This is a genomic window from Streptomyces sp. NPDC001852 (assembly GCF_042891825.1).
Taxonomy (GTDB): Bacteria; Actinomycetota; Actinomycetes; order Streptomycetales; family Streptomycetaceae; genus Streptomyces.
The window spans coordinates 16,662-35,528 of sequence record NZ_JBIATN010000031.1; the positions used below are offsets into that span (position 1 = coordinate 16,662).

The 18,867-nt window shown below is 72.4% G+C and carries 17 protein-coding genes and 1 pseudogene; 9 read left to right on the top strand and 9 right to left on the bottom strand.

Annotation, left to right across the window (positions count from 1 at the left end; translation table 11 throughout):
• The first annotated feature begins 44 nt into the window (after positions 1 to 44).
• On the top strand, positions 45 to 509 hold the full coding sequence (locus tag ACFYZB_RS37415; RefSeq protein WP_388766079.1) for a DUF3887 domain-containing protein: 465 nt from the start codon (positions 45 to 47) through the stop codon (positions 507 to 509).
• Between the two features lie 50 nt (positions 510 to 559).
• Here the strand turns inward: ACFYZB_RS37415 and ACFYZB_RS37420 are convergent, their stop codons facing one another.
• Positions 560 to 1,222: a DsbA family protein gene (locus ACFYZB_RS37420; protein WP_388766080.1), complete on the bottom strand. Its 663-nt coding sequence runs from the start codon at positions 1,220 to 1,222 to the stop codon at positions 560 to 562.
• 141 nt (positions 1,223 to 1,363) lie between these two features.
• On the opposite strand from ACFYZB_RS37420, the gene pepN reads away from it, so the two are divergent.
• The 4 genes and pseudogenes from pepN to ACFYZB_RS37440 all read left to right on the top strand — a co-directional run.
• Positions 1,364 to 3,952: an aminopeptidase N gene (gene pepN, locus ACFYZB_RS37425; RefSeq protein WP_388766082.1), complete on the top strand. Its 2,589-nt coding sequence runs from the start codon at positions 1,364 to 1,366 to the stop codon at positions 3,950 to 3,952.
• Between the two features lie 207 nt (positions 3,953 to 4,159).
• A complete protein-coding gene (locus ACFYZB_RS37430) occupies positions 4,160 to 5,197 on the top strand; it encodes a hypothetical protein (protein WP_388766085.1) in 1,038 nt (345 codons plus the stop codon).
• Positions 5,198 to 5,362: 165 nt separating this feature from the next.
• A complete protein-coding gene (locus tag ACFYZB_RS37435) occupies positions 5,363 to 6,172 on the top strand; it encodes an SGNH/GDSL hydrolase family protein (RefSeq protein WP_388766086.1) in 810 nt (269 codons plus the stop codon).
• Positions 6,173 to 6,208: 36 nt separating this feature from the next.
• Positions 6,209 to 6,577, top strand: a pseudogene (locus ACFYZB_RS37440) (GNAT family N-acetyltransferase); the annotation flags it as partial.
• Here ACFYZB_RS37440 and ACFYZB_RS37445 read toward each other — a convergent pair.
• The 6 genes from ACFYZB_RS37445 to ACFYZB_RS37470 form a co-directional block, all read right to left on the bottom strand.
• Positions 6,527 to 7,894 carry a glycosyltransferase gene (locus ACFYZB_RS37445; RefSeq protein ID WP_388766216.1) on the bottom strand — a complete coding sequence of 456 codons (1,368 nt, stop codon included), beginning with the start codon at positions 7,892 to 7,894 and terminating at the stop codon, positions 6,527 to 6,529. The pseudogene ACFYZB_RS37440 and the gene ACFYZB_RS37445 sit on opposite strands and share 51 nt — an antisense overlap.
• Before the next feature lie 152 nt (positions 7,895 to 8,046).
• The gene (locus ACFYZB_RS37450) at positions 8,047 to 9,204 is read right to left on the bottom strand and encodes a serine hydrolase domain-containing protein (RefSeq protein WP_388766088.1); all 1,158 of its coding nucleotides are present in this window, start codon (positions 9,202 to 9,204) and stop codon (positions 8,047 to 8,049) included.
• A gap of 94 nt (positions 9,205 to 9,298) precedes the next feature.
• The gene (locus ACFYZB_RS37455; RefSeq protein ID WP_388766089.1) at positions 9,299 to 11,065 is read right to left on the bottom strand and encodes a TIGR03767 family metallophosphoesterase; all 1,767 of its coding nucleotides are present in this window, start codon (positions 11,063 to 11,065) and stop codon (positions 9,299 to 9,301) included.
• Positions 11,066 to 11,267: 202 nt separating this feature from the next.
• Positions 11,268 to 11,729: an NUDIX hydrolase gene (locus ACFYZB_RS37460; RefSeq protein WP_388766218.1), complete on the bottom strand. Its 462-nt coding sequence runs from the start codon at positions 11,727 to 11,729 to the stop codon at positions 11,268 to 11,270.
• A gap of 27 nt (positions 11,730 to 11,756) precedes the next feature.
• Complete coding sequence (locus ACFYZB_RS37465) at positions 11,757 to 12,647, bottom strand: pyridoxamine 5'-phosphate oxidase family protein (protein ID WP_388766090.1); 891 nt, start codon at positions 12,645 to 12,647, stop codon at positions 11,757 to 11,759.
• Between the two features lie 2 nt (positions 12,648 to 12,649).
• Entirely contained in the window at positions 12,650 to 13,096 is a 447-nt protein-coding gene (locus ACFYZB_RS37470; protein ID WP_388766092.1) for a VOC family protein, read from the bottom strand.
• Between the two features lie 112 nt (positions 13,097 to 13,208).
• Here ACFYZB_RS37470 and ACFYZB_RS37475 point away from each other — a divergent pair, with 112 nt between their 5' ends.
• Positions 13,209 to 13,751: a CGNR zinc finger domain-containing protein gene (locus ACFYZB_RS37475; protein ID WP_388766093.1), complete on the top strand. Its 543-nt coding sequence runs from the start codon at positions 13,209 to 13,211 to the stop codon at positions 13,749 to 13,751.
• 8 nt (positions 13,752 to 13,759) lie between these two features.
• On the opposite strand, the gene ACFYZB_RS37480 is transcribed toward ACFYZB_RS37475, so the two are convergent.
• Positions 13,760 to 14,629, bottom strand: a complete 870-nt coding sequence (locus ACFYZB_RS37480; RefSeq protein WP_388766094.1) for a hypothetical protein — start codon at positions 14,627 to 14,629, stop codon at positions 13,760 to 13,762.
• Between the two features lies 1 nt (position 14,630).
• On the bottom strand, positions 14,631 to 15,188 hold the full coding sequence (locus ACFYZB_RS37485) for an RNA polymerase sigma factor (protein ID WP_388766220.1): 558 nt from the start codon (positions 15,186 to 15,188) through the stop codon (positions 14,631 to 14,633).
• Positions 15,189 to 15,529: 341 nt separating this feature from the next.
• Here ACFYZB_RS37485 and ACFYZB_RS37490 point away from each other — a divergent pair, with 341 nt between their 5' ends.
• From ACFYZB_RS37490 to ACFYZB_RS37500, 3 genes are all read left to right on the top strand, one after another.
• On the top strand, positions 15,530 to 16,549 hold the full coding sequence (locus tag ACFYZB_RS37490; RefSeq protein WP_388766095.1) for an aspartate-semialdehyde dehydrogenase: 1,020 nt from the start codon (positions 15,530 to 15,532) through the stop codon (positions 16,547 to 16,549).
• 99 nt (positions 16,550 to 16,648) lie between these two features.
• Positions 16,649 to 17,980, top strand: coding sequence for an RNA polymerase subunit sigma-70 (locus tag ACFYZB_RS37495; RefSeq protein ID WP_388766097.1), 1,332 nt, complete (start codon positions 16,649 to 16,651; stop codon positions 17,978 to 17,980).
• A gap of 68 nt (positions 17,981 to 18,048) precedes the next feature.
• Entirely contained in the window at positions 18,049 to 18,810 is a 762-nt protein-coding gene (locus tag ACFYZB_RS37500; protein ID WP_388766098.1) for an SDR family NAD(P)-dependent oxidoreductase, read from the top strand.
• Positions 18,811 to 18,867 lie beyond the last annotated feature (57 nt).

Genomic DNA, 18,867 nt, shown 5'->3' on the forward strand with positions numbered 1-18,867 from the left:
CGGTCCGGCATGCGGGCAGACGGCGGGTGGCGCACGATGAGCGTATGTCCGACCACGACATCGCACGCGGCGGGCGGCGACTCGTCCGGGCAGCGGCCACGGTCGCGCTGGCCGCGACCGCGCTGCTGCCGGCCACCGGTTGCGCGTCGGCCGCGCCCAAGGCGCCCAAGGCGTCCAAGGACGACACGGTCGCCGTGCGGACGCTCGACGACATCGTCAAGGGGCACTACAAGGCCGCCACCGCCCACTTCGACACGGACATGCGCAAACACCTGCCGCCGGACGGGCTCGAGAAGGTGTGGAAGAGCTACCAGGCCCAGTTCGGGCACTACACGTCGCACGAGAAGCCCAAGGACGTCAGGACCGGCCGGTACACCGTGGTCAGGGTTCCCCTGCGCATGCAGCACGGGCCCGGCGAGTTCCGCGTGAGCTTCGACAGCAAAGGGGCCGTCGCCGGCCTGTTCTTCCTCACACCGGGCGTACCCGTCCCGAAGCCGTCGCGCACCTGATCGGGGAACGGGCCCGGCGCCGAGCGGCACCGGGCCCGTACGCCGGAGACCTACAGGTTGCTGAAGTCGGGCCCCTTGGTCCGGGTCCGCTTGATCTCGTAGAAGCCCGGCACCGAGGCCACCGCGAGCGTGCCGTCCCACAGGCGGGCCGCCTCCTCGCCCTTCGGGGCGGGAGTGACGACCGGGCCGAAGAAGGCGATCTGCTCACCGTCGGGACCGGGCACCGCGATGACCGGGGTGCCGACGTCCTGGCCGACCTTCTCGATGCCCTCCTTGTGGGAGGCGCGCAGCTCGGCGTCGAACTCGAAGTCCTGCTGCTCGGCGTAGTCGATCAGGTCGGCGGGCAGGCCGACGTCGGCGAGGGCGCCGGCGACGGCCTCCAGGGTCGGGCCCTCGCCGTTGTTGTGGATGCGGGTGCCGAGCGCGGTGTACAGCGGGCCGAGGATGTCGGCGCCGTGCTTCTGCCAGGCCGCGGTGACCACGCGGACCGGCTGCCAGGCCTTGGTCGCGAGCATCTCCCGGTACTCCTCGGGCAGCTCGTCCAGCCGGTTCTCGTTGAGGACGGCGAGGCTCATGATGTGCCAGCGGACCTCGATGTCGCGGACCTTCTCCACCTCCAGCACCCAGCGGGAGGTCATCCAGGCCCACGGGCACAGCGGGTCGAACCAGAAGTCGACGGGGGTCTTGCCGGACTCGGACGCGGTCTCGGGCATGGCTCTCCTCAGCGAAGGACTCGTTTCACGCTCTCAACGACGTCCTCGGCGCCCGCATTCCCTGCTGCCGCCTGTCAGGGGCACATGGCAGGATCGGTCCTGTTCCGCCGTCATCCACGCGATCACAAGGGAGTACCGTCCGTGCCCGGTGAGAATCTGTCCCGTGACGAGGCCCGGGAGCGGGCCGCCCTGCTGTCCGTAGACGGGTACGAGGTGTCCCTGGACCTCAGGTCCGCCGTCGGCGACGGGGCCTCCGAGGGCGGGGCGCCGCGCACGTTCCGCTCGGTGACCACGATCCGCTTCCGCTGCAACGAGCCGGGGGCGGCGAGCTTCGCCGATCTGGTCGCGCCGGGTGTGACCGCCGTCTCGCTGAACGGCCGGGACCTCGACCCCAGCGAGGTCTTCGACGGCGCCCGGATCGCGCTGGAGGACCTGGCCGCGGAGAACGAGCTGGTGGTGGACGCCCAGTGCGCCTACTCCCGCACCGGCGAGGGCCTGCACCGCTTCGTCGACCCCGAGGACGGCGAGGTCTACCTCTACACCCAGTACGAGCCGGCCGACTCCCGCCGGGTCTTCGCGAACTTCGAGCAGCCGGACCTGAAGGCGCCGTACCGCTTCGAGGTGCGGGCACCCGAGGGCTGGACGGTGTGGAGCAACGGCGCGGGCGAACTGACCGACGGCGTCTGGCGGTTCGCGGAGACCAAGCCGATCTCGACGTACATCACGTGCGTGGTGGCGGGGCCGTACCACTACGTCACCGACTCCTACACCCGTACCTTCGAGGACGGGACCAAGCTGGAGATCCCCCTCGGTGCGATGTGCCGCAAGGGGCTCGCCCCGCACTTCGACGCCGACGACGTCTTCCTCGTCACCAAGCAGGGCCTGGACTTCTTCCACGAGCACTTCGACTACCCGTACCCGTTCGGGAAGTACGACCAGGCGTTCGTGCCGGAGTACAACCTGGGCGCGATGGAGAACCCGGGTCTGGTGACCTTCCGCGAGGAGTACATCTTCCGCGGCAAGGTGACGCAGGCGTCGTACGAGGCGCGGGCCAACGTCATCCTGCACGAGATGGCGCACATGTGGTTCGGCGACCTGGTCACCATGGAGTGGTGGGACGACCTGTGGCTGAAGGAGTCCTTCGCGGACTTCATGGGCACGTTCGCGAACGTCGGCGCGACGCGTTTCAAGGACGCGTGGATCACCTTCGCCAACCGCCGCAAGGCCTGGGCGTACCGCGCGGACCAGCTGCCGTCGACGCATCCGATCACGGCGGACATCCGTGACCTGGAGGACGCCAAGCTGAACTTCGACGGCATCACCTACGCCAAGGGCGCCTCGGTCCTCAAGCAGCTGGTGGCGTACGTCGGCCAGGAGGCGTTCCTGGAGGGCGCGCGGCGCTACTTCAAGCGTCACGCGTACGGCAACACGCGCCTCGCCGACCTGCTGTCGGTGCTGGGTGAGACCAGCGGCCGGGACATGTCGGCGTGGGCGCGTTCGTGGCTGCAGACGGCCGGGGTCAACTCGCTGACCCCGCAGGTGCTGCTGGACGCCGAGGGCAGGGTGGCCGAGCTGGCGGTGGTGCAGGAGGCGCCGGAGTCGCATCCCGAGGTGCGGCCGCACCGGATCGCGGTGGGCCTGTACCGGCGCACGCCCGAGGGCGCGCTGGAGCGGTACGCGCGCGTGGAGACGGACGTGCACGAGCCGCGCACGGTCGTCGCGGAGCTGGCGGGCGCCGAGGTCCCGGATCTGGTGCTGGTCAACGACGACGACCTGACGTACTGCAAGACCCGCTTCGACGACACCTCGCTGGCCACCCTCAAGGAGCACCTGGGCGCGCTGACCGACCCGCTGGCCCGGGCCCTGTGCTGGTCGGCGCTGTGGAACATGACCCGGGACGCGCTGCTGCCGGCGCGGGACTTCGTCGGTCTGGTGCTGCGGTTCGCGGGCCGCGAGTCCGACATCGGGGTGCTGCAGATGCTGCACGCGTGGGCGAACTCGGCGCTGGTGCACTATGCGGCGCCCGAGTGGCGGGAGACCGGCGGGGAGCTGCTGGCCGAGGGCGCGCTGCGGGAGCTGGAGTCGGCCGAGCCCGGCAGCGAGCAGCAGCTGGCGTGGGCGCGGTTCTTCGCGACGGTCGCGTCGGGCGAGACGGACCTCGCGCTGCTGGGTCGTCTGCTGGACGGTACGGAGGTGATCGACGGCCTGGAGGTGGACCAGGAGCTGCGCTGGGCGTTCCTGGAGCCGCTGGCGGCGCACGGCGCGGCCGACGAGTCCGTCCTCGCCGCCGAACTGGCCCGCGACGACACGGCGTCCGGCAAGCGCCACCAGGTCCGCTGTCTGGCGGCCCGCCCGTCGGCGGCGGTCAAGGCGCAGGCGTGGGCGCAGGTGGTGGAGTCCGACGCGCTGTCGAACGCGCTGGTGGAGGCGACGATCGCCGGCTTCGGCCAGCCCTCGCAGCGGGAGCTGACGGCGCCGTACGCGCAGAAGTACTTCGCCGCGATCGAGCGGGTGTGGCGGGAGCGGTCGATCCAGATCGGCATGGATGTCGTACGGGGCCTGTTCCCGGCGCTGCAGGACCGGACGGAGACGCTGCTGGCGACGGACGCGTGGCTGGAGGCGCACCGGGACGCGGCGCCGGCGCTGCGCCGGCTGGTGCTGGAGGCGCGGGACGACCTGGCGCGGGCGCTGCGCGCACAGGAGTGCGACGCGACGGCCGCCAACGGCTGACCTTTGGCCTGAGGTTGGGCCGCCGGTGACCGTTACGGAATTCGGTCAATCGGAACCGTAACCCCTGGTCCGCACCCGATCGGACCAGGGGTTTCCCGTCCCTACTCGGCACCCGAACACCTGACCTTTAGTCCCCTCTTGTCCGCATTCTTCGACGGGCGTGTAACAGCGGTTAAGGAAGGGACCGGGCGCGGGAATCCCGACGCCATGACGCACAACACCCCGCTCTCCCCCCGCCCCCTCCGCCACCTCGCCGAGGTCCACCGCCGCGTCCTGACGGCGGCCCAGCTCCGCTCCCACGGAGTGACGACGGCCGAGCTGACCGGCCAGTGCCGCCCCGGCGGCCCCTGGCAGCTGCTGCTGCCGAACGTGGTCCTGCTGCACCCGGGCCCGCCGACGAGCGAGGAGCGTCTGCACGGGGCGCTGCTGTACGCGGCCCGCGAGTCCGCGCCCGGTGTCCCGGCCCAGCCGACGGCGGAGGACCCGCACCGCCCGGTCTACGCGGAGGCGATGATCACGGGCCTCGCGGCCCTCACCCTCCACGGCTTCTCCGCGACCCCGCCGCTGCTCTCCCTGGACCGCGTCGACGTCCTGGTCCCCCGCCTGCGCCGGCTGCGCTCCGCGGGCTATGTCCGCGTGCTGCGCACGCCCTGCCTGCCCGCGCCGAAGACGGTGACGGGCCTGCCGTTGGCGCCGGTGCCGAGGGCACTGGCCGACGCGGTGGCGGAGCTGACGGACGCGGACGCGGTACGGCGGCTGCTGACCGAGGCGGTGCGCGGCGGCCACTGCGAACCGGCTTCCGTGGTACGGGAGTTGACCCAGGCGAAGCTGCTGAACCGCCCGCACGTGGTGGACGCGGTGGACGCGCTCGTGGCGGAGGGCCGCTCGATCGCCGAGGACCGCCTGTACCGGATGGTCGGCGAGTACGGCCTGCCCGACCCGGTCTGGAACGTCGACCTGCGGCTGCCCGGCGGCCCGCACCTCGGCGGCCTGGACGCGTACTGGCCGGACCAGGCGGTGGCGGTGGAGCTGGACACGAGGGCGCCCCGGCAGGACGAGGACGCGCTGTGGTCGGAGTACGCCCGCAAGCGCGAGCACCTCGAACGCCTCGGCATCACGGTCGTGTACCTCACGCCGAAGAAGCTCAGGGACGCGATGGAGCAGCAGGCGGCGGTGGTCCGCACGGCCCTGATGGCCTCGGCCGACCGTGACCCGGCCGCGTACGTCGTGGTGCTCCCCCGGTAGTGACGCACCGGGAGGAGGCAGCAGGAGGGCCGGCGCGAGCCCTCAGGAGGGGAGAGGAGGGGCCACCGGGCGACTGCCGGTGGCCCCTCCTCGTGCAGCACCCGGATTCACTCGATCGGACCAGCCGCGCGGGCGGCGCGGCCCGCGCCACGAAAGATGAGAGGTATGCGACATACCCGGACAGCCGTGTGCGCCTCGGCCCTCCTGCTCGCCACCGCCTGCCTCGTCGCCGCCCCCGGGACGGCGGGAACGGCGCCGCTGACGGCGGGCCCGGGGTACGTGGCCCTCGGTGACTCCTACTCCGCCGGGCTCGGTGCCGGCGACTACCTGCCCACCGGCACGAACTGCAAGCGCAGCGGCCGGGCGTACCCGGTCCTGTGGGCCTCGGCGCACAAGGTGGCGCCCTTCGCCTTCGCCGCGTGCAACCACGCCCGGACGGGCGACGTCCTGTCCGGTCAGCTCGGCGCGCTCGGCGCCGGCACCCGGCTGGTCACCCTCACCGTCGGCGGCATGGACGCGGGGTTCGGCGTCGTGATGACGACCTGTGCGCTGGGCGGCACCAGCCGCTGCCTGTCGGCCGTCGCCGACGCCCGCGCCACGGTGGACAGGTCCCTCGGGGCGGGCCTGGACCGGCTCTACTCGGCCATCAGGGACCGGGCTCCCGCCGCGCACGTCGTGGTGCTCGGCTATCCGCACCTGTACCAGCTCAGGGGCACCTGCGAGATCGGCCTCCAGGACACCGCGCGCGCCGCCGTCAACGACGGTGTGGACCACCTCGACGCGTTGATCGCCCGCCGCGCCGCCGCGCACGGGTTCACCTTCGCCGACGTCAGGGCCGCCTTCGCAGGCCATGAGATCTGCTCGTCCAGCCCCTGGCTGCACAGCGTCGACATCCCGGCGGTCACCGAGTCGTACCACCCGACGGCACCGGGCCAGGCGCTCGGCTACCTCCCGGTCCTCGATCGGGTCTCCTGACGGGGCCCTGACAGGCCGAGCCGTACCCTCTGGCGCATGGCTGCCGAATCCGTGACCCTGCGCCCCGTCGGCGAGGACGACCTGCCCCTGCTGGAGCGCTTCCTCACCGACCCCGAGGCGGCAGGGCCCTTCCAGTGGTACGGGTACGCCGACCCACGGCGGTTCCGGCAGCGCTGGACGGAGAACCGGCTGCTCGGTGAGGACGGCGGCGGGCTGATCGTCACGGCGGCGGCCGAGCCGCTGGGGTTCGTCGCGTGGCGGAAGGTCGTCGTCTCGGCCTCCACCCACTGCTGGAACATGGGCGCCCAGCTGCTGCCCGAGGCCCGGGGCCGGGGCATCGGCAGCCGGGCCCAGCTACAGCTCGTCCGCTATCTCTTCGCCCACACCCCCGTGATGCGCATCGAGGCCGACACCGAGGCCGAGAACATCGCCGAACAACGGGCCCTGGAGAAGGCCGGGTTCACCCGCGAGGGCGTAACTCGGGGCATCGTCTTCCGGAACGGCCGGTGGCGCGACGGCGTCGCCTACAGCGTGCTGCGCCACGACCCGCTGCCCGCCGACGTGTGAGGCGTACACCTCGTCGAGCAGGGTGGCGTAGGCCGCGATCATGCGGGTGCGGCTGAAGCGCTCGCGGGCGGCCTCCAGGGCCGGGGACAGCTCCGTACGGCGGGCGGCCGCGGCGGACCAGGCGAGGGCGATCGCGCCCGGCTCCGGCGGGGTGACGAGGCCGAGGCCGTCGACGATCGACGCGCTGTCACCGACGTCGGTCGTCACCGCGACCGCGCCGCACATCATGCCCTCGATCAGGCACAGCGGCGCGGCCTCGCCGGAGACGGAGGTCAGGGCGACGACGTCGGCGGCTGCGTACACGGTCTCCATGTCACCGCGCACGCCGAGCAGGCGGATCCGGTCCGCCAGGTGCCGGTCCTCGCCGAACGCGGTCTCGATGTCGGCCCGCAGCGCCGGGTTCTCGCCGGTCATGCCCGCGCCGCACATCAGGACGTGGGCCTCTGGCTCGCGGGACAGCCACGCGCGGGCCGCCCGGAGGAAGAGCGGGACGTTCTTCATCCGGGCGTAGCGGGCCGCGAAGACGACCACCGGGGCCGGGGCCGGGATGCCCAGGGACGCGCGGAACGCCAGCCGTGCCGCCGCGTCGGGGCGGAAGCGGAGGAGGTCCACCCCGTTGGGGATGACGTGCAGCACCTCGCCGGGGACGCCCGCCGCCTCATATGCCGCCCTGGTCGACTCCGCGCAGCACACGCACGCCACCACCTTGCCCTCGGCGATGGCGGCCTTGAGCTCGTCCAGGGCGGGGCCCTGGTTCTCCGGGTCGGAGCGGTGCAGACAGACCACCACCGGGCGGCGGGGCAGGCCGGCCTGGTTGAGCAGCGCCAGGGGCTGCTCCTTCAGGGAGAGGATCACATCCGCCCCGGCCATCGACCGAGCCGTTTCGGCCAGCTCGGGCCCGCTGAAAACGTCCGCCGCGAGCTCGCCGTCCACCAGGCCCGCGCTGCGGCCGAGCGAGGTGACGCCGACGCCGCCGGCGGTCAGCGCCCGGTAGCAGTGGTCGTCCTCCATGCGCTGCCGGGTGGCCTCGCGATGGACCTCGCCATGGAGGCTGAGCACCTGGTGGGACTGGCCGCCCTCGGCCAGTCCCAGTACGACGTCACTGTGCACGATCCGGGCTCCTCCGGAGAAGAAGCCCTCGTAGACCGACAGCACACGCAGTCCGTGCCTCGCGCGCACGCGACCACCCCGCCTTGCATAAATGATCGAGAAGATCGAGCCATCCCCGTCCAAAGCGGGATAGCCGATATGAGGCGGTACGGACATTGCATCCGGGTTAACACGGAATGACGCGGATGAAACGGTGGCTAACAGAATTCCCCGTCGATCACCGACTGCATGTCCCCGGCCCAGTCGCCGTTGAAATTGAAGGCGATCGAATGATCGCCGGCCGCCGTCGTCATCGCCGTGGACGTCGACCCGTGGATGCCACCGTTGTGTCCCCAGACGTGAACCCCGCAGGTCAGCCGGATGTCCATGAGTCCGAGGCCGTAGCGCGCGTTCGGGATGCCCGTGGCCTCGACCGTGGTCTTCATTTCCTTCAGCTGTTCGGGCGGCAGGAGTTCTCCGCGCAGCAGGGCGCTGTAGAAACGGTCGAGATCGGCGGAGTCGGAGATCATTTCACCGGCGGACGAGGCCAGGGACGGATTCAGGGTCGTGACGTCGTACACCGGCCCCGTCGGGTCGAGGAATTTCGAGTAGGCACGGCTGCTCGGGCGGGGCACGGTGATCCGGGTGCCGGGCAGGAAGGTGCCCCGCAGCCGCAGCGGCGCGATGACACGGCGTTCGATCTCGGTGGCGTACGAGTGGCCCGTCACCTTCTCGATCACCATTCCGGCCAGGACGTAGTTGGTGTTGGAGTACTTCCAGGAGGTGCCCGGCGCGAAGTACGGCTCGTGCTTCATGGCGATCGAGACCAGCTCGCCCGGGGCGAGCGTGTCGTAGCGGTGCCGGAAGAAGCCGTCCTTGGTGAAGACCGCCCGGTCGAAGTCCGCGTCGCCGGTGTAGTCGAAGATGCCGCTGGTGTGGTTCAGCAGCTGCCGGACGGTGATGTGGCGGCCGTCGTGGCCGTGCCCGTGGACGACACCGGGCAGCCACTTCTCCACCGTGTCGTCCAGCGACAGCCGGCCCTCCGCCTCCAGCTGGAGCAGGACGGTGGCGACGAAGGTCTTGGTGATGCTCCCGACGCGGTACCGGTCGGCGGTGGAACGCGGCTCGCCCGTCCGCCGGTCGCCCACGCCGGCGGTGGTGGACCAGGTGCCGTGGCCGTCCTTCGCTGTGACGGTCACCCCGGGCACCCCGGCGGCGACCGCGGCCTCGACGGCCTTGCGGGTGGCCGCGTGCGAGTGCCCGCCCGCCGGGTGCTCGCCGGTGGGGTGGGCGCCGGTGGCGGCCACGGCCGGAGCCGCGAGGGCCGCCGTGAGGAGCAGGGCGGTGGCGCCCACCAGAGTCGTGCGTACGCGCATGTCTTCCCCCAACCTGTGCTGTTCGTGCGGTCGGGGGAAGAAACCGATACCGGATGCGCGAAGGTTGCTTGCCGTTACTCCAGTTGGGTGACTTTCAGCCCTTCTTCAGCACCAGCTCCGTGTTCCGGTCGGCCGTGCCGCCCGCGCCGAGGGTCTTGCTGGCGCCCGGGGCGTTGAAGGTCAGCTCGCGGTAGAGGGCGGCGAGGCCGGTCTGGGAGAGGTCGGCGAAGTCGGTGCGGTGCGGGGCGGCGGACTCGATGAGGGTGGTGAAGACGGAGATCGTGCCGTCCTTGTTGTCGGCCACCTCGATGATCCGGGCGAGGTGCGGGAAGTCGATGTGCGAGGCGGTGGAGATCTCCCAGAAGGAGCGGCCGGCGGGGCCCTGGTGCGGGGTGATGGCGTTCTTGTGGATGTGACCGTTCACCCAGGCGAGCACGTTGGGGTGGGAGGACAGGACCGAGAGCACCTCGGCGCCGCTGTGCCGCTTCTCGCCGGGGCGCGCCGGATCGGGGCGGGTGTTGCCCATCGTGGTGCTGGTGTGGTGGCTGAAGACGACCGCGTGGGAGTCCTTGTTGGCCTTCAGTGTGCTGTCGAGCCAGTTCAGCTGGGCGGTGCCGATGGAGCCCGAGGAGTCGCCGCCGGGGTCGGTGGTGTCGAGGCTGATGCCGATGACGTCGTCGGAGATGCGGAAGACGTAGTACTGGGTGCCCGCGTCGAGGTTCGCGGAGGAGTAGCCGTGCCCGACCGGGCCGTGCCCCCGGTAGACGGGGTCGAGGTGGGCCTTCAGATAGTCGGCGGGCGTGTACGGGGCCCGCTTCTCGTCCGGGGTGACCGAGCGCATCGAGCGGGCGTGGGCCTTGAGGAAGTCCCGGTAGCCGGAACCCCTCGGGTCCTTGGCGCTGCTGATGGCGTCCTGGAGCTTCCTGGCGTCGGCGGCGGAGACGTCGAACAGCTTCCTGCCGCCGATGGCGGCCTCGGCGAGGTAGGGGTCGCCGTGGGAGCCGAAGCAGCCGAGGGCGAGGGCGTCGTGGTTGCCGACGGTGGAGTACCACGGCAGGTTGAGGCCGGGGCTGTTCACCTCGCGGATCGCGGCGGCCAGGAAGCCGCCCAGATGCGGGAAGCCGAGCGCCTTGTCACGGTCGCGGGTGGCGGAGTCCGGCTGCCAGTACAGCTTCAGACCGCTGTTCTGCACCCCCTCGTAGTGCCGGGGGTCACCGGTGTTCGGGGTGATCCGGCCGCCGCTCATGATCTGCATGAACCACTCCAGTTCGGAGTGGGCGTTGTTGTCGGTGTTGTCGCCGGTGGTCATCACGAAGTGCAGCGGGGCGCCGGTGGCGGGGGCCCCGGGCAGCGCGTTGACCCGCTCGACGAGCGCGATCGCGCCGGGCACGGTGAGCGCCTCCTGCGGGCGCCAGGAGTGCGGGGCGTTCGAGCGCAGGTACTCCAGGCGCAGCGGGTGCTGGACGTCCTGCAGGTGCAGATCGGTGAACTGCACGAACGCGGCGAGGACCGTACGGCGCTGCTCCCGGCCGGACCTGGGGGTGGCGAGCTCGCTGCGCACGACCCGCTTCCAGCCCGCCCCGTCGCCGAGGCGCTGGTAACCGGAGCTGTTCCGCGGGGCGGCGACCGAGGCGAGCGTGGTGCCCTTGGTGTACGGCGCGAGCGGGGCGGCGGAGGCCGCTGCGGACTGGGCGGCGGACACGTCCCCCGTGCCCCCGGGACCGGTGGCGGCCTGGCTGTCGGTGGGACGGAGGGCGTAGCCGACGCCCGCGGAGAGCGCGACCGCTCCGGTGGCGGCGAGGACGGTACGGCGGTTGAGGCTGGAAGCAGCGGAGGCGGTGACAGAGCGTATGCGCGACATTGGCGCGATCTCCCCGAGTGCGAACGCGTCGGCAGTGGTCGCGGGCCGTCGCTGCACGCGAACGCCCCGCTCGCTCTGGATCGTTGGCACCGGGGATGACCTGCGCGTGAACGCGGCGGCAACGCGCAGCGCCGATCACCGTACGTGGATCACGGGGTACCGGACGCGGTCATGGAGTGGATCGCGGGCGGCCGGGGGCCGGTCACTCCTCGTTCATCTCCTGGGGAAGGGGACGGGTTCCGGCGGTGAGATGCCCGTGCGTGGGGCGTTCCCGCCACAGGCGCAGGGCGGTGTCGACGAGCGGCACCCGGTTCAGGTCCGGTACGGCCGAAAGGTCCTGCCAAGCGGCGAAATCAGTCGATCCGCCGACCTCGTACCGGAGTTCACCGCCGACGACCTCTCCTTCGTAGACGAGACGCAGGGCGTGGTGGTCGGTGGGGCGGTGCCGGCCCACCGTCAGCCGGTGCGAGTCCACGCCGAGGAGACCGGTCACCGCTATGCGGTAGCCGGTCTCCTCGGTCAGTTCGCGGCGGACGGTGTCGTACGGGTCCTCGCCGTGCTCCATGCCGCCACCCGGCAGCACCCACTCCTGGGTTCCGCCGGGACCGGGGGAACGCGCCAGCAGGATCTGTCCGTCGCGGACGCACACGGCGTAGGCCGCCACCCTCAAGTTCCGTCGCATGGAGGGACGTTAGCGCGGGATGTCCGGATTCGCCGGTGAGTATTCGGGTGCGGACCAGCGCAGCGGCAGGGCGGCCTTGGTCCACAGGGCCTCGGTGAGGGTGAAGCGGACGCTTCGCCGGCCGTCGGGGGTGAGGTCGGCGTGTGCCTCGCCGGTGAGCTGGAGGGTGGTGCCGGTGGTCCAGTCGAGGAAGAGGAGTCCGGTGCGCGGGTCGCCACGCAGGTTGCCGAGGGTGAGGAACATGGCGTTGCCGGGGTAGTCCGGCCAGGTCAGTTCGCGCGGGGACATGACCTCGACGAAGCCCGGGTTGCCGCCTCGGTGGCTGGCGTCGGCTCCGGCGGGGTGGACCGTGGCCATGAAGAAGGTGTCGGCCGCTCGTACGAACTCCTGCTGCTCCGGGGTGAGTTCGGTCAGCCGGTCGGGGCTGCCCGGGGTGCGGTCGGCGAGGGACTCGTACGCCTCCCGGCGCTGGATGTGTCTGGGGCAGTTGGAGAAGACCTGGTCCGCGGTGACGGCGAACCCGCGAGCGGTGGGGCGCAGTCGGCCGTTGAGGCGCATGCGGCGGCGGGTGCGCGGGTCGAGGGCGATGGTGCCCACGTGGGTGCCGGGGGTTTCGAGGGCCGTGTCGAGAGGATCGGCCCCGTGCCCGGCACCGGTGACGACCGACACCTGCCTCGGGCCCGTCGCCCGGACGAAACCCGGGTTGCCCGTGAGGGCGGAGGCCCACACCCGCCCCGTCCCCGGATCCGCCGCTCCCACCACCAGCAGGGGCTGGAGTTCCAGGAAGGCCGCCGCGATCGGCTTGATGTCCTGGCCGAGGGAGCGGCCCACGTGGTCGGCGCGGTCGCGGACGCCCATCAGTTCCTGCACGGCGAGCGAGCCCGCGTGGTAGGTGCCCATGGCTAGAAGAAGCCGCAGGTCGGGGCGGAGGCGTGGGGGGCCGGGGCGCCGTCGGGGCCGAGGGGGGCGGAGATCTCCAGGCGGATGCCGTCCGGGTCGTGGAAGAAGATCCCGCCCGAGGTGCCGCCCTCGCGGTGGGCCACCACGCCGTCGTGCGCGAAGTCCACCCCGGCGACCCGCAGCGCCGTCTCGTACTCCCGGACGCGGTCGATCGAGTCGACCGTGAAGGCGAGGTGGTGCAGCCCGGGGCGACCGCTGTCGTACGACCCCTGCGCCTGCTGCCAGAGGGTGACGAGCGGGGCGCCGCCGGTCTCCCCCAGCATCGCCCAGCGCTGGTCGTCCTCCTTGCCCTCGGCGAGCACGGCGAAGCCGAGGAGGTCGCGGTACAGGGCGAGCGAGCGGTCGAGGTCGGTGACGTTCAGACCTGCGTGGGCGATACGCGGAGCCATGGTGTTCTCCTCAGGGGCGCTGTCTAACCTTCGTTATCCACGTTAGAAGGTTAGAGATCGGAAGGTCAACCTCTCACATACAATTGAGTGGTTAGAAGGGAAGGAGTGCCCGATGACCACCCCTCGCGACCCCCGCCCCCTGACCGGCGAGCCCCTCGCGCTCGATCTGCTCAACACCCGGTGGAACCGGGAAGGCGTCACCCAGGACCTGCTCGCCGACGTCGGGGGACTGGCGGTGTGGCTCGCGAGCAACGGGCTGGCCGGGGACCATGCGGCCGACGCGGAGGTGCTGGGGCATCTGCGCGAGGCGCGCCAGGCGATCGGGGCCGCGGTGCACGACTCGCCGCGCGAGGCGGCACCGCTCGTGGACGCCGTACTCGCACACGGGCGGGTCCGCGCCCGGCTGACCCCCGACGGCCCCGCCGAGGAACCGGAGTTCGCCGATCCGTCCTGGGGACCGGCCTGGCGTGCCGCCCGGAACTACCTGGACCTGATCACCCGGGCCCCGGAACGCATCCGGACCTGCGCCGGCGGCAGCTGCATCCTGCACTTCTTCGACACGTCCCGGAACGGCACCCGCCGCTGGTGCTCGATGGCCGCGTGCGGCAACCGCGCGAAGGCGTCCCGGCACTACGCGCGCTCGAAGGAGAACTGACCACAGCGTCACGGCGTGCCGGTGGGCGTCTCCTCGGCGGGGCAGCTCAGGTGCCGGGAGCCGGGCAGCGCCCGGGTGATCCAGGCGCGGTCGACGGCCACACGGGTGTCCCCGACGGCCCACAGGCTCGCGTTCTGCTGCCCCACGCCGACCTGGACGAGCACGTGCTGTCCGGTGCGCGGGGCCGGTGTCGCGCCGCCGTCGAGCAGGAAGCCGACCTCGGCCGGTCCACGGACCGGTTTGTACGAGCGGATCACCTTCAGCGTGATCCGGCTCCAGGGGGACTGTTTCTGGGGCTCCACCCTGGTCACGGTGCCCTCCACGACCAGGGTGGAGCAGGCCAGGTCGAGTTCCGGGTCGGCGGGCCGCCCGCTGTCCCCGGAGACCTTGGCCGGGGCATCCGCGCCCTTGGCCGCCGAGGTGGCGCTGCTGTCGTCCGAGCCGCCGGAGTGCGCGACCAGCCAGCCGAACCCGGCGACCAGCGCGAAGGCCGCGGCCCCGGCGAGCGACCCGAACGCGATCCGCACCGCCCGGCGCGGCCCCGAGGGCCGGCCGGGGCGCGGCGGCTGCGGGGGCCGGCCGGTGCGCCCCGACCGCGTGACGCCGCGCGGCCGGGACGCCGGCCCGGCACGCCCGGCGGGCTCTTCGGGCGCCGCCTCCTCCCCGGTCAGCGCCTCCGCGAGCCAGGTCAGCCGTTCCCTCAGCACCGCCACGTCGGCCTCGGCGGCCCGGTGCTCGGCCAGGAAGGCGGGGTCCCGTCGGGCCTCCTCGGGCAGCGGCTCCCCCGTGATGGCGGCCATCAGCGCGTCCATGCCGCCGTACTCCCCGGCGCTTCCCGCACCGTCCGCCCCCTGCGCACCCCCGTGTCCGGCGGTCACGTCACACCACCTCGTCCTCGTGCAGGCGGTCGCGCAGGGCGCGGACCGCCGTGTGCAGCCTGCTCTTGACCGTGCCCTCGGGGATGCCCAGTTCCTCGGCGATGGCCCGGACGGGCAGGTCGGCGAAGAAGCGCAGGACGAGCACCTGCCGCTGGGCGGCGGGCAGGTCGTCCAGGCCCTGGGCGACGGCGAGGGAGAGCAGGCTCGTCTCCTCGCCGGAGGGGTGCGCGGGCTCGCGCAGCGCGGCCAGCCGCTCCCCCAGCCGCTCCTGGCGCCGCTTGGCCCGGTGCCAGTCCATGGCGAGGTTGGAGGCGACCACCGCCACCCACGCCGAGACGTCCCGCGGCGCCCCCCGGCCGCTCGCGGTCCGCTCCAGCAGCCGCAGCCGCACCTGCTGCACCCCGTCCGGCAGGTCCGACTGCGGCACCCCGCCGAGCGCGAGCACCGCCCGTACCCGGCGTTCCTGGGCCGCGTCCAGCGGATCGTCGCCGGTACGGTCCCCACGGTCCGTACCGGCGGCGTACGCCCCCTGGTCGCGGCGCGCCCCTCCGCGCAGCACAAGCCACCCCCTCACGCGTTTCTCCTACGACGCGGCAACGGGCCGAAACGTTCGACCGGTCTCCGGCGGCCCTTCCGGTGGCCCGCAGAGGCGTACGTCACATCGCCGTGTGGCCCGGAACCGCAGGGGCAGGGACGGGACAGCACAGCTTGCGGCCCGGATGCCCGGCGGAGGGAACTTCTCCAGCTCAGCGGGGTGTCCGACGGAGGTACGGAACCGTCCGCCGGGTGATCGTGTCCCACCTTTCGGGCACGTGTGGCAAAGAATTGGACAGGTGGACCGGGGTCGGCCGCATGATGGAAAAGCCCCGGTCATGCACGAGACACAAAGAGGGAGTAACTGTGAGGGTCGGAATCGTCGGAGCCACCGGTCAGGTCGGCACGGTCATGCGCAGGATCCTCGCGGAGCGGAACTTCCCGGTGACCCAGCTGCGGCTGTTCGCCTCGGCGCGCTCGGCCGGCACCGTGCTGGACGGGGTGACGGTGGAGGACGCGGCGACCGCCGACTACACCGGCCTCGACATCGTGCTCTTCTCCGCCGGCGGCGCGACCTCCAAGGCGCTGGCCGAGAAGGTCGCCTCCCAGGGCGCGGTCGTGATCGACAACTCCTCGGCCTGGCGCAAGGACCCCGAGGTCCCGCTGGTGGTCTCCGAGGTGAACCCGCACGCGATCGCCGACCGCCCCAAGGGCATCATCGCCAACCCGAACTGCACCACCATGGCCGCGATGCCGGTCCTCAAGCCGCTGCACGAGGAGGCCGGCCTCGAGGCACTGGTCGTCGCCACCTACCAGGCGGTGTCCGGCTCGGGTCTCGCGGGCGTGGCCGAGCTGCACGGCCAGGTGCAGAAGGTGGCCGACGAGGCCGACAAGCTCACCCACGACGGCCGGGCGGTCGACTTCCCGGAGCCGAACGTCTACAAGCGCACCATCGCCTTCAACGTGCTGCCCTTCGCCGGCAACCTCGTCGACGACGGTCTGAACGAGACCGACGAGGAGCAGAAGCTGCGCAACGAGTCCCGCAAGATCCTGGAGATCCCCGCCCTGAAGGTCTCCGGCACCTGCGTGCGCGTCCCGGTCTTCTCCGGCCACTCCCTCCAGATCAACGCCCGCTTCGCCCGCCCGATCTCCCCCGAGCGCGCCACCGAGCTGCTCGCGGGGGCCCCGGGCGTCGCCCTCTCCGACATCCCGACCCCGCTGCAGGCGGCCGGCCAGGACCCGTCGTACGTCGGCCGCATCCGCCGCGACGAGACGGTGGACAACGGCCTCGCGCTGTTCGTCTCCAACGACAACCTCCGCAAGGGTGCCGCACTGAACGCGGTCCAGATCGCGGAGCTGGTGGCGGCGGAGCTGTCCGCGAAGTAGCCCGGCTGAACGGCGCGGGGGCGGTCACGATCACGTGGCCGCCCCTGTCGCGTCGGCCGCCGTCGTGCGAGGATCGCTGACCCGGAAGGCGAGCGGGAGGTGGCCGTGCAGACCTGCGCCAGCTGTGGCGGTCCGCTTCCGGCGCGGGACGGCCGCCGGGGCCGTAGCTCGGTGTACTGCTCGGCGGCGTGCCGGCAGAGGGCGTACCGGGAGCGCCAGGACGGCAACCGGGACCTGGAGGAGCTGATCGGGTCGGTCGGCCGGCAGGCGGGTGCGCTGGTGCCGAGGCCGGTCTCCGCCCTGTACGCGGGCGTGACCGAACTGTCCGCGTCCGTGGCCCGGCTGCGCCGTGTCGCACGGCTCGCGCAGGAGACCCGGGAGAGCGGGAACCACCATTCCGTCACGGAGAGCGATGTGACGGAAAGCCGCGGGCCCGGCACGTCCGATTCCGTTCCCGACTCCCCCGTGACGGAATTCGACGAGGCCGCCTTCGCCGCCCTCACCGAGGCGCACCGCCGGGAGATCCGCGCCCACTGCTATCGCATGACCGGCTCCTACGACGACGCCGAGGACCTGGTCCAGGAGACGTTCCTGCGGGCCTGGCGGGGCCGGGACGGCTATCGGGGCCGGGCGAGCACCCGTACCTGGCTGTACCGCATCGCGACCAACGCCTGCCTGGACTTCCAGCGCCGTACGGCCCGCCGCCCGCAGCGCTACGAGCCACTGCCCGGCATGGACCACGGCACCGGCGAGCCGCCCGCCCGGATCACCTGGCTGCAGCCGTACCCGGACGAGGAGCTGCCGGACAGCGCGGCGGAAGCGCGCGAGACCGTCGAGCTCGTGCTGCTGGCCGCGCTGCAGCACCTGCCGGCCCGGCAGCGCGCCGCGCTCGTGCTGCGCGACCTGCTCGGACTCACCGCCGCCGACACCGCGCAGGCCCTCGGCACCTCCGTGGCCTCGGTCAACAGCGCGCTGCAACGTGCCCGCCCCGCCCTGCGGGAGCACCTGCCCGCGAGCCGTACGGACTGGACGGCCGCCCCGCCCACGGACACCCAGCGGGACGCGCTCCGGCGGTACATGGCGGCCGCCGAGCGGCTGGACTTCGACGCGATGGCCGAGCTGCTGGCCGAGGAGGTCACGCTCACCATGCCGCCCAACCCGTTCTGGTTCACCGGCCGCGACGCGCTCCTCGCCTTCCTGCGCCCGAGCCTCGACCCGTCGTCGCCCGTGTTCCTCGGCCACTGGCGCCACCTGCCCGCCCGCGCCAACGGGCAGCTCGCGGCCGGGGGTTACGTCCGCCGCCCCGGTACGAACGTCTACCGCGCCCAGGTCCTGGACGTGCTCCGCTTCGACGCCGAGGGCCGCATCGCGGAGATCACCTCCTTCGAACCGCACCTGTTCCCGGCGTTCGGACTGCCGCTGAGGCTGTGAGCGATGAGCGCCGGGGGTGCCGTACGTCTGCACGGGTGAACCGAAGAACACATCCGAAGGAGTTCACCATGCTGCTCACCGACAGGACCGCGATCGTCTACGGCGCCGGCGGCTCGATCGGCGGTGCGGTGGCCCGCGCCTTCGCCCGCGAGGGCGCCCGGGTGCACCTCGTGGGCCGCACCCGCCAGACGCTGGAGGCCGTGGCGAAGGACATCACGGCGGCCGGCGGACACGCCGAGACGGCGGTCGTGGACGCGCTGGACGAGACGGCCGTGGAGGAGCACGCGGCCCGGGTCGGCACGATCGACATCTCCTTCAACCTCGTCGGCCGCGGCGACGTACAGGGCCTGCCCCTGACGGACATGTCCGCCGACGACTTCCTGCGCCCCGTCCTCGACGGCACCCGCGCCGGCTTCCTCACCGCCCGCGCCGCCGCCCGCCGCATGGCCGAGCGGGGCTCCGGCGTGATCCTCACCCTCAACAGCGGCTCCGCGCACGGCAGTCCGATGATGGGCGGCACGGGCCCGGCCGACGCGGCCATCGACACCCTGGTGCGCAACCTCGCCATGGAACTGGGCCCGCGCGGGGTGCGCGCGGTGGGCCTGTGGGCGGCCGGCGTCCCGGAGACCCTCACCGAGGACAAGCTCCGCGCCGTCGACCCGAACGTGAACATCGCCGGCATCCTGGACCACCTGGCCGGCCTGCGCATGACCCGCCGCAACCCCACCCTCGCCGAGATCACCGCCACGGCCGTCTTCCTCGCCTCCGACCACGCGGCGGGCATCACCGGCACGTTCGTGAACGTGACCGGGGGGATGTTCCCGGGGTGAGGTGCGGGGTGCCCCGGTGCCACGGCACGTCGCGGCCGCACCCCAGGAGCGCCGCAG

What these genes read in the sequence shown, in the direction of transcription:
- ACFYZB_RS37415 (WP_388766079.1), top strand. Translation starts at nt 45, where the DNA reads ATGTCCGACCACGACATCGCACGCGGCGGGCGGCGACTCGTCCGGGCA.
- ACFYZB_RS37420 (WP_388766080.1), bottom strand. Translation starts at nt 1,222, where the DNA reads ATGCCCGAGACCGCGTCCGAGTCCGGCAAGACCCCCGTCGACTTCTGG.
- ACFYZB_RS37430 (WP_388766085.1), top strand. Translation starts at nt 4,160, where the DNA reads ATGACGCACAACACCCCGCTCTCCCCCCGCCCCCTCCGCCACCTCGCC.
- ACFYZB_RS37435 (WP_388766086.1), top strand. Translation starts at nt 5,363, where the DNA reads ATGCGACATACCCGGACAGCCGTGTGCGCCTCGGCCCTCCTGCTCGCC.
- ACFYZB_RS37450 (WP_388766088.1), bottom strand. Translation starts at nt 9,204, where the DNA reads ATGCGCGTACGCACGACTCTGGTGGGCGCCACCGCCCTGCTCCTCACG.
- ACFYZB_RS37455 (WP_388766089.1), bottom strand. Translation starts at nt 11,065, where the DNA reads ATGTCGCGCATACGCTCTGTCACCGCCTCCGCTGCTTCCAGCCTCAAC.
- ACFYZB_RS37465 (WP_388766090.1), bottom strand. Translation starts at nt 12,647, where the DNA reads ATGGGCACCTACCACGCGGGCTCGCTCGCCGTGCAGGAACTGATGGGC.
- ACFYZB_RS37470 (WP_388766092.1), bottom strand. Translation starts at nt 13,096, where the DNA reads ATGGCTCCGCGTATCGCCCACGCAGGTCTGAACGTCACCGACCTCGAC.
- ACFYZB_RS37475 (WP_388766093.1), top strand. Translation starts at nt 13,209, where the DNA reads ATGACCACCCCTCGCGACCCCCGCCCCCTGACCGGCGAGCCCCTCGCG.
- ACFYZB_RS37500 (WP_388766098.1), top strand. Translation starts at nt 18,049, where the DNA reads ATGCTGCTCACCGACAGGACCGCGATCGTCTACGGCGCCGGCGGCTCG.